The sequence below is a fragment of the Sphingomonas pituitosa NBRC 102491 genome (assembly GCF_001598435.1).
GTDB lineage: Bacteria > Pseudomonadota > Alphaproteobacteria > Sphingomonadales > Sphingomonadaceae > Sphingomonas > Sphingomonas pituitosa.
In genome coordinates this window covers 1-9,804 of the sequence record NZ_BCYY01000050.1, presented here as the reverse complement: position 1 = coordinate 9,804, position 9,804 = coordinate 1, and the positions used below count along the sequence as shown (strand labels likewise).

The 9,804-nt window shown below is 65.0% G+C and carries 9 protein-coding genes and 1 tRNA gene; 8 read left to right on the top strand and 2 right to left on the bottom strand.

The features are described 5' to 3' along the window. Positions 1-231: 231 nt before the first annotated feature. Complete coding sequence (locus SPI01S_RS21370) at positions 232-1,029, bottom strand: AraC family transcriptional regulator (protein ID WP_066727349.1); 798 nt, start codon at positions 1,027-1,029, stop codon at positions 232-234. Between the two features lie 76 nt (positions 1,030-1,105). On the opposite strand from SPI01S_RS21370, the gene SPI01S_RS21365 reads away from it, so the two are divergent. The 8 genes from SPI01S_RS21365 (at position 1,106) to SPI01S_RS22545 (ending at position 8,045) form a co-directional block, all read left to right on the top strand. Continuing rightward, a complete protein-coding gene (locus SPI01S_RS21365; RefSeq protein WP_157084832.1) occupies positions 1,106-3,205 on the top strand; it encodes an FUSC family protein in 2,100 nt (699 codons plus the stop codon). After that, entirely contained in the window at positions 3,202-3,399 is a 198-nt protein-coding gene (locus SPI01S_RS21360) for a DUF1656 domain-containing protein (RefSeq protein ID WP_066727347.1), read from the top strand. Before SPI01S_RS21365 ends, SPI01S_RS21360 begins: the two co-directional genes overlap by 4 nt. Positions 3,400-3,412: 13 nt before the next feature. Further along, positions 3,413-4,309 (top strand): HlyD family secretion protein, encoded by an 897-nt coding sequence (locus tag SPI01S_RS21355; RefSeq protein ID WP_066727342.1) that lies wholly within the window; start codon positions 3,413-3,415, stop codon positions 4,307-4,309. Beyond that, the gene (locus tag SPI01S_RS21350; RefSeq protein ID WP_066727340.1) at positions 4,306-5,703 is read left to right on the top strand and encodes an efflux transporter outer membrane subunit; all 1,398 of its coding nucleotides are present in this window, start codon (positions 4,306-4,308) and stop codon (positions 5,701-5,703) included. Before SPI01S_RS21355 ends, SPI01S_RS21350 begins: the two co-directional genes overlap by 4 nt. Positions 5,704-6,058: 355 nt before the next feature. After that, positions 6,059-6,472: a VOC family protein gene (locus SPI01S_RS21345; protein WP_245653722.1), complete on the top strand. Its 414-nt coding sequence runs from the start codon at positions 6,059-6,061 to the stop codon at positions 6,470-6,472. A gap of 120 nt (positions 6,473-6,592) precedes the next feature. Beyond that, positions 6,593-6,967, top strand: a complete 375-nt coding sequence (locus tag SPI01S_RS21340; protein ID WP_066727338.1) for a VOC family protein — start codon at positions 6,593-6,595, stop codon at positions 6,965-6,967. A 38-nt stretch (positions 6,968-7,005) separates the two neighbouring features. Beyond that, positions 7,006-7,842 carry an EamA family transporter gene (locus SPI01S_RS21335; RefSeq protein WP_066727336.1) on the top strand — a complete coding sequence of 279 codons (837 nt, stop codon included), beginning with the start codon at positions 7,006-7,008 and terminating at the stop codon, positions 7,840-7,842. Positions 7,843-7,973: 131 nt separating this feature from the next. Then, positions 7,974-8,045 (top strand) — tRNA-Glu (locus SPI01S_RS22545). A 551-nt stretch (positions 8,046-8,596) separates the two neighbouring features. Here SPI01S_RS22545 and SPI01S_RS21330 read toward each other — a convergent pair. Then, on the bottom strand, positions 8,597-9,478 hold the full coding sequence (locus SPI01S_RS21330; RefSeq protein ID WP_066727334.1) for an NAD(P)H-binding protein: 882 nt from the start codon (positions 9,476-9,478) through the stop codon (positions 8,597-8,599). Positions 9,479-9,804: the final 326 nt, after the last annotated feature.

Here is a 9,804-nt window from a genome sequence, read left to right as displayed (position 1 = left end):
AAAGTCGAGACCCGCCTAGCCTTTCGCTAAGGCGAGACGGCTATATCGCTCCGAAGGCAGAGGCCACAGGTTCGAATCCTGTCGGGTGCGCCATTTTTCAATTGCTTAGCTGGATCAGCAGGAAACTTGTCAAATATACGTCAAATATGCACGTGCGGACGCACGTGGCCGAAGGCGCACGTTGGACCTATCCTCCCGCCAGAATCTTGGTCCGCTCCGTGATCTTGAAGATTAAGCCCGATTCTGCCGCCTTCCGGCGAAGAAGCGCGCGGGCGTACTGCCCAACGCCTTCTGGAACATGGTGATGAACGCGTTGACGGACTCATAGCCCAGATCCGCAGCCACGCCTTGTACGGATGCCCCTCCTGCCAGCTCCCGAAGCGCGATGATCAGATGCAGCTGTTGGCGCCAGCGACCGAAGGTGAGACCGGTTTCGCGGATCATAAGCCGTGACAATGACCGTTCGCCCAACGCCACGCGCTTCGCCCATTCCGCCTGTGTAGCGCAGTCCGACGGGTTGGACGTTAGCGCATCGGCAATGGCCCGGATTTTCGGGTTGGTCGAAACCGGCAGATTGAACCGTTCGTGCGGCATCTCGGCCAATTCATCGAGCAGCACGCGCGCCAGCCGTGCGGCATGGCCGTCCGGCGGATAGCTGGCGCCTTCCTCGGTCAGTCGATCGATCATCGCGCGGATCATCGGGGATATCGACAACGCGCAGCAATGGTCCGGCAGGCTTGCCACCCCCGGTTCGACGAACAGATAGCTCAGCCGCGCGTTGAGCGTGGCGCGGGCACTGTGGGGCGTGCCCCCCGGAATCCAGACTCCGCAGTTCGGCGGTACGATCCAGAGCTGGTCGTCCGCGGTGCAAATGACCGCACCATGCAGCGCCAGGATCATCTGCCCCTTGCGGTGCACATGCGCGGGCACCTCTGCGGCATAGTCCGCGAAATCGAGATTGCGGGCAATCGCAGGCCGGTCGGTCGCGTCAGGATCGAAGGCGGCGATGGCGGGTTGCGGGGACAGCATGCGATTGACCGAATTCAGGGACTGATTGTCAGGATACCGAATTTATAACGATCTAAGAATCGTTATCAACAAGCCGATGGGTATCTGGCTGTTTTACACTTATGGTTGGGTCGGGCCGCGACTGACGCTGCCGCCGATCGGCAAGTTCCTGCGCGCGCCGGCGCTGCGCGCCGATGCGGAGGCGCTGCTGTTCTCCGCCAAGACCTTCGCGGCGGCGATGCTGGCCTATTATATCGCCCTGCGCATCGGGCTTCCCCGCCCGTCCTGGGCAATCATCACGGCCTATCTGGTGTCGCAAGGCTCGGCCGGTGCGTCGCTCAGCCGCGGCGTCTACCGCATGGTGGGCACGCTGATCGGCGCTGCGGCGACGGTGGTGATCCTTCCTACCTTTGTCGCCGAGCCCATCATTTGCAGCCTGGTGCTGGCCGGCTGGATCGGCTTCTGCCTGTTCCTGTCGCTGCTCGACCGCACGCCGCGCGCCTATGCCTTCGTGCTGGCCGGCTATACCGCCAGCCTGATCGGCTTTCCCGGCGTCGCCGAGCCGGACGCGATCTTCGACACCGCGCTGGTCCGCGTGCAGGAAATCGGGCTTGGCATTCTCTGTGCTGTGCTGATCCACCGCTTCCTGCTGCCCCGGCCAATGACCGGCCAGCTCGTGGCCAAGGTAACAGCGACATTGCGCGATTCACGGCGTTTGGCCGGCGACCTACTGCGCGGCGAAACGGACCCGCGACAGCAGGCCGACCGCCACCGGCTGGCGCTCGATCTGCTCGCCCTGAACGGGCTGGCAATGCATCTCCCCTACGACCCGGCGATCGTCCGCCCACGCCGTGCGACGCTGCGGCACCTCCACGATCGGCTGGCGCGGCTGCTCCCGCTGGCGACGGAGATCGAGGCCCGGCTGGCAGCGATGCACAACGACGAAGCGCTGGCGGCGCTGCTGCACGCCATCGGCCAGTGGATCGACGCTGCGCCCTCGCCGGAGTCGGACGCCACCGCCCGCCATCTGATCGACCGCGCGCGTCAGCTACGAGCAGAGGCCTATGCCGAACCGGCGCAAGAGGGACGGCTGCAGACCGGCAATCTCGCCGGCCACCTCGCCGAACTGGTCGGGCTGCTCCACGAGGGTGACCTGCTGGGGCGCGAGTTCGCGAACACCCGTCTGGCTCGAAATTGCACACTGCGGTTCAGTGACATGTCAGCAACGGGCTATGTCCATCACCGCGACCCGCTCATGGCCGCACGTGCTGCAACCGGCGCGACCCTCGGCATCCTGACCGGCTGCTTGTTCTGGATCTGGTCGGCCTGGCCGGACGGCGGGCTGGCGGTATCGGTGCTGGGCGTTACCTGCGCGCTCTTCGGCAATGTCGACGCGCCTGCGCCCAATGTGCGCAAATACATGCTGGGCTCGCTCTACGGCGTGATACTGAGCCTAGCCTACAGCTTCGTCATCCTGCCGCGCGTCACGGCTTTCCCAACGCTGGTCGCCGTGCTCGCCCCCGCCTTCCTCTGGGGCGGATCGCTGCAGGCGCGGCCGGCCACGGCCTATATGGCGCTGGGCATCACGCTAACGATCCCGATCCTCTCCGGGCTGGGTGCACAGTATAGCGGCGATTTTGCCGATGCGCTCAACGGCAGCGTGGCGTTGTTCGTGGCAACCGCGTTCGGGGCGGCAAGCATGACCCTGCTCCAGACCTTGCCCGCCGATGCGGCGATCGACCGCCTGCTGCGGCTGAGCGGCCGCGACGTCGCCCGGCGCGCGCGCGGCCATGGCCCAGCCGAGGCGGGCTGGACGAGCCTGATGGTCGACCGCACCGCCCTCCTCCTGCCGCGGCTTGCCGCGTCGAGGCGCTCGCGCCCCGACACGCTCGACGCGATGCTGCGCCATCTCCGCATCGGGCATGCGGTCGCCCGGCTGCGTCGCGCGCTGGACCCTGCCGTCGGCGCCATCGACCAGCAGGCGCGGCAACTGCTCGGGGCGCTCGCCGAGAGCGTAGCAGACGGGCGCGATGACAATACCGACGCGCTCGCTGCATTGGACCAGCGCCTCAAAACGCTGATCGCGCGTGTCGCGGCCGACGGGGACGAAGGCAGGTGGCGGCTGCTCGATCCGCTGCTCGACCTCCGCTTTGCGCTAACTGCCGCAGCCGCAACCGATCCGAAGCGCGCGGCATGATCCGCGACCTCGACATTGCCGGCGTCCTGGTACCGGGACTGCTGGCGCTCGCCTGCCTCGCCCTGATCGCGACGATACTCCTGCTGCGGATCTTCGCCGTCACCGGCCTGTCGCGCCGCCTCGCCTGGCCGGCGCCCACCGAGATCGCCGTGTTCCTCCTCCTCTACGGCCTGCTCCTGCGGGCCACCCTGTGACCGGAACCTTGTTATGAAGTCCATTCTCTCCGTCCTCGCGCGCTACGGCATCACGCTTGCCGTCGTCGCTGTTGCCGCGCTGGTCGGCTGGCAGCTCTGGGACCGGCACCAACAGACGCCCTGGACGCGCGACGGCCGCATCCGCGCAGATGTCGTTCGCGTCTCGACCGACGTCGGCGGGCTGGTGACGCAGGTGACGGTTCGCGACAACCAGACCGTCCGGCCCGGGCAACTCCTGATAGTGCTCGACCGGCCGCGTCTTGCCGCGACAATCGAGCGCGCGGACGCCGCCATTGCAGAGGCGCGGGCGCAGCTCGAACAGGCGCGCAAGGAGGCGCGCCGCGACGTCGCGTTGGGCGACCTCGTCGCGACCGAGGCGCGCGAACAGAGCGCCGCCAGGGTCCGGACCTCGGAGGCCGCGCTGACCCGCGCCATCGCCGACCGCAATGTCGCCAAGGTCGATATCGAGCGGACCGAAATCCGCGCCACCGTGGCGGGCATCGTCACCAACCTAGACATCCACCCCGGCGACTATCTTGCCGCGGGCGCGCAGGCGATGGCGTTGGTCGACACGGCCTCGCTGCGGGTCGAGGGCTATTTCGAAGAGACCAAGCTGCGACGGGTGGCGATCGGCGACCGTGCGCGCGTCCGATTGATGGGAGAGGATGGCGAGATCGCTGGGCATGTTGAGAGCATCGCCGCCGCGATCGCCGACGATCAGCGCGACAATACAGGCAATCTGCTGCCGAAGGTCGCACCGACTTTCTCCTGGGTTCGGCTTGCCCAGCGCATTCCCGTTCGCGTGCATATCGACCGGGTGCCTGCCCGCACCCGCTTGATCGCGGGACGCACGGCGACGGTGGAGCTTCTTCCCGCCGTCGCAGCGCCGGTAGGAGGGCGGCGGTCGTGAAGCGTGTCTTCACCGCCCTCCCCGCCCTGCTCCTCGCCGGCTGTGTCGCCGGGCCGGACTATCGCATTCCCCCGGCCGCAATCGTCAACCGACCCGAAGCGGCGGCACCGTTCCTGGGAAGCAAGGATATGAGCGTATCGCAGGCCGCGTTGCCGCCGCGCTGGTGGCGGCTCTACGGCGATCCCCGGCTCGACGGCTATGTCGAGGAGGCGCTGGCCGCCAACACCGATCTGCGCGCTGCCGACGCCAATCTCCGCCGCGCGAGCGCGATCGTTCGCGAAGCCGCCGCCGCAAGGATCGTCAGCACCGGTCTGAGCGGCCAGGCATCGGGCGGTCGGATTGGCGGCCCTACTGCCTCCCTGCCGGCGCCGTTCAGCTACGCGCTCGGCTTCGATGCCAGCTACCCGCTCGATCTCGCGGGCGGCATCCGGCGCGGGATCGAGGCTGCTTCGGCGCAAACAGAAGTGGCGGTGGCGGCGCGCGATCAGGTGCGCGTCGTGGTCGCGGCAGCCATTGCCCGGAATTATGCACGGGCCTGCACCGATGGCGTGGCCTTGGCAGCGGCGCAGCACATCGCCGCGATCCAGCGCGCGACCTTGGCAGTGGCGGTGCGCACGGCGCGCCGGGGACGCGGGACGCGCTTCGACATCGACCGGGCACGCGCCGCCGCCTTCGCCAGTGAGGCAGCCCTCCCGGACATCCTTGCCGACCGAAAGGCCGCGTTGTTCGAACTGGCCGCGCTGATGGGCCGGACGCCTTCCGACTATCCACGCGAACTCGAGGCCTGCGCCGCGATCCCGGCGCTTGCGCGGCCGATCCCCGTCGGGGACGGTGCGATGCTGCTCCGGCGTCGCCCGGACGTGCGAAGGGCCGAGCGCTTGCTCGCGGCGACCACTGCGGGCATCGGCATCGCGGAGGCCGAGCTTTACCCGAGGGTCAGCATCGGCGGATCGCTAGGCACGGCTGCTTCGGTAGGCCGCGCTTTGGGATCGACTTCGTTCGGGTTCAGCCTGGGCCCGCTCGTGTCGTGGTCGTTCCCGAACAGGAAAGCGGTCCGTGCCCGGATCGCCCAGGCTGGTGCCGATGCCGACGCTGCGCTGGCGGCCTTCGATGGGGCCGTGCTGGTCGCGCTGCAACAGACCGAGACGGCGCTATCGGCACATGCCCGGGCGACAGACCGGCTGCGGGATCTGGAACGAGCGGCAGACGCCGCATTTCGTGCCAGCCGTGATGCCGACAGGCTCCAGCGGTTCGGCCGCACGCCCTTCCTCGACGTCCTGAACGCACAGGCCGGGTACGCCGATGCCCAGGCAAGTTTGTCCCGCGCCCGCGCCAGTGTCGTCGATCGACAGATCGATCTCTTCCTCGCGCTGGGAGGCGGGTGGGAAGAATGACATCTTTGGGGGCATGTAATTGTAACGCCATGTTTGCTCGATGCCATATCTTGGGAAGTGGCCCCCGGCTCGGATCGCCTAAACCTCGGAAGCGTCGGCAACCTGGCCGGAGGTTGCTTAGCGCAAGACCCGTCTCCGGCTTGACGCTCAGACTAAGCCCTCTAAATTGCAACGCGCCTAAAAAGACAGCGATGCAGGTATGGTGACAACCTGCGGTCTCCCGGGAGACAGTCAAGCTTGAGCGGGTCACGCCGCTCTTGGCCATGGCCGGACACAGCGAGGGTTCACCTCGTGCGTGGCCGGTCGTCGTTGTCTGATCGCGATCGGCTCGTGTCCGTCTAACCAACGGAAAGGCATGACCATGAAGCTGAACCACCTCAACCTATACAGCAATGATGTCGAAGCTGATCGAGCGATGTTCGAGCAGTATTTCGGCCTGCGCACGCTCGTTGTGCGTGGCACAAAGATGGCGATCTTGCAGGATGACGACGGGCTGGTGTTGATCATCAATCACTTCGAAAACAAGCTCGACGGCTTCGACTACCCCAAACAGCTCGACATACTGCATATAGGCTTCATTCAAGAGACCCGCGATGCTGTGGATGCCATGCATGCCCGCTTGCGCGGGGACGGATGGAAAACTCAGGCGCCGCGCGATGCGCACGGCGCTTGGTGCTTCTATTTCCGGGCAAAAGGCGGCTACTTCATCGAAGTGACGACGCTTAGCCGGGTCCGTCCCGAAGAAGCCTATCAGGATAGCCGGCAATAGGGCCCCTCCTGGGTCGGCGGAGCTATCCGCCGACCATTCTCGTCCTTGACGCCGCTCGGACGAAGCAGCGAAAAAGCCACCGGTAATTCCCTGTTTTCAAAGCCAATCTTGGGAGAACATATGTTCACGCACATCATGATCGGTAGCAACGACCTGGCACGATCCAGAGCCTTCTATGACGCAACTTTTGCGGCGCTGGGCGGCAAATCGGGCGAGAAGGACGAGAGAGGCCGGCTCATCTACGAACACGACGGTGGAAGATTGATGATCACCCGACCGATCGACGGCCACCCGGCGACGGCGGCCAATGGCGGAACGATCGGCATTGCCGCCCTGAGCGCGGACCATGTCCGCGCATGGCACGAGGCCGGCACCGCGCATGGTGGCACCTCCATAGAAACGCCACCGTGCGAGCGCCCGAACGGTGTCTTTGTTGCCTATCTCCGGGATCCGGACGGCAACAAGCTCACCGCGCGAACGAAAGCGATGCGGTAATGCGCGGCGCTTGGGTATGCGGCTAGCCGAGGACCCTCATGTCCATCGGTATCAGCCTAATCGTCCTGGTCGCTGCGGTCCTCCATGCGAGCTGGAACGCCCTTCTGCGCGGAGGCGGCGACCGGCTCTGGTCGATGACGGTCATGTGCATCTCCATCGCGGTTGCCTGTGCCCTGATGGCCCCCTTCTTACCGGTTCCCGCAAGGGCGAGTTGGGGCTGCGTTGCCTTGTCAGCGCTGCTCCATACCGGATACAACCTCTTCCTTGTACGGACCTACCGGGAAGGCGATCTCGGGCAGACCTACCCGATCGCGCGCGGGGCCTCGCCGCTTTTGGTTTCGCTCGGCGCGGCAATCTTCGCGCGCGAGCTGCCCGACGTACTCAGCCTGACGGGCGTGCTGCTGGTATCGGGCGGGATCGTCGCACTGGCCTTCCAAGGCCGAGCCATCGGGCGAAAAACCTTGCTCTTCGCGCTAGGAACCGGCTGCTTCATCGGCGCCTACAGCGTGACCGACGGGCTGGGCGTCCGGTTGTCAGGCGCACCGCTGGGCTACACCGTATGGATGTGCCTGTCGTGGGGCCTGCTCGCGCCGGCGAGCTACATCATGCTGCGCGATGCCCGCACCCTGGTGCGCGGGCGACAGGAGATGCTGGTAGCGGCTGGTGGTGGGCTTGCCTCGCTTCTGGCGTACGGCATCGTCATCTTCGCCATGGCTCGTGGCGCGATGGGACCAGTGTCGGCGCTGCGCGAGACAAGCGTCGTCTTCGCCGCCGTGATTGGACGCATCTTCCTTCGCGAACGCCTGAGCCGCTATCGGATTACGGCCTGCCTGGTAGTTGCAACAGGCGCGATTCTGATCGGCCATGCGGGTTGACGACACATGCGATTGGATTGAGCCGATCGTACAAAATCGTGCTGCTCGCCATTCTCGAACCCGGTTCCTTTCGAGAATATTGGCAATTGCCAACTGCATCATGAGAGCTGCCGCGCAAACTTTCCAACAAAGGCTTCTACCCCGTGCTGAGAAAGCGCCCTCTCACGGCGAAAACACGGGTTCGAGTCCCGTAGGGGTCACCAGCGATTTCAATCGCTTAGCTGCTGTTTGGCTGCACGATCGTGCAATTTACTGCAAATTTACTGCTAAACCGTAGCTGGAAATCGGCGGACTTTCACGGATTGTTCTAGGGCCCCACGGCGTCGATATCCGCAGCTGGCGGGACTCTGGCGAGTGTCTGATTCGTACCCCAGACTCAGCCTTTCCACCTACCTCCGGGATATCCGCCGGCCACCATCATGGGCGCATCGCTCCCGGCACGTTGCGACCAAAGTCCGTCGGCCGCGAATTTGGTTTTGAACGGCAGCTTGCGCCAGAACCAGCCATTCGCTCAGTGCAAAGCCGTCTGGCGGCAATGCGCCCTATTTCAAGCCGTTCACCTGGCCAATCGACATTTCTGAAAGCGGACATGAGGACGGGGGCAATCGACCCCCGGGCGTCAACGCGAACCGCCACCAGACGTGTTCCATGTAGGCAGTGTTCCGGTCGCGCTGGCGATGGAGCGGCCGGTGGGCGTCGGGCGGCTCGTGGTGACGAGTGTCTAGCAGAGGCACCAGAACCCTCGCGCCGCGCGCTAGTCGCGGAACAAGGATAGGTTGCTGGCCAGCCAATCCGAAAGGGAGCGCGGCTTCTGCTTCGTGAGGAGCTCAACGGTGTCGGTCGTCTCCGCCAGCACGGACTCATTGAATAGCTTTTCCAGGCCGAGGCGCATATCGGCGGCTGTTTCGCTGAAGCCGGATGCAATCAGCGCAACGCGCTGCTCGGTGGGCGTGCGGTGCTTATAGATGATCTCCCGCTCCAGCAGTTGCGAGAGCAGTTCCGCTACGTCCGACATGGTTACGGGGGCGGGACCGGTGAGGTGATAGGCTCGCTGCACGTCGACGCTCGCCTCGTCGAGAAGCGCTAGCCGAGCGACATCGGCGATATCGCTCGTGTCGATGAAATTCACGAGGCCATCGCCAGCTGTACCGCCCCAATCACCGGCGGCGACGGCGCTGCCAACCTTACCAAGGATGTCTGCATAGGGGCCTGGGCGCAGCACGGTGTAGCCCAGGTCCTTGGTCGCCAGATGTGCTTCGATAGCCATGTGCCAATCGAACGGATGCGCCTTGGTGGGTGGTCCCATCGCAGAAAGCTTTACGATGTGGCCGATGCCAGCGTCCATCGCTGCATCGATCAACGCAGTCTCATTCGCTACCTGACGGTCGGAACTCCCGTGCGCCAGAAACAGACGATCGGCGCCTTGCAACGCTTCGGCAAGCGTGGGGGGTGCGTCGAAGTTGATTCCGATTATTTCGGCGTTTGAAGGCAAGCGAACCGCTTTCGGATCGCGCGTGAGCGCTACGATATCAACGGGATCGCCTACAAGACGGTGGACAAGCGACGAACCGACACGCCCCGTTGCGCCCGCGATGGCGATGCGCGGACGGCGGCTTGCTTCTGAATGATTGGGCATGTCTTTGACCTTGCTCGCTTTTGAAAACCCCGGGCTAAAATAGGGCCGCTGGCGATGCGCAATCAGTAGACACGGGTAGGGGGTAAGGGCCTTCTGGTATGGGAACGACAAAAGGGTCCCGCGGGGGAACTGAGCGGGGGCGTCAGCTTCTCAACGCTTATGTTTGAAACCGGACAGCCACACGACGGCTGAATTTCTGTCGTCCAGCTATACCGGTCTAGCAAAGGCTGGATGGCGGCTACTGACAGAACCCGCCGTTCGTAAGATCGGTCTGGAACGACCGCTTCGTCCCAAGATGCGCCGATCGGGCTTCCGACCGCAGTCGA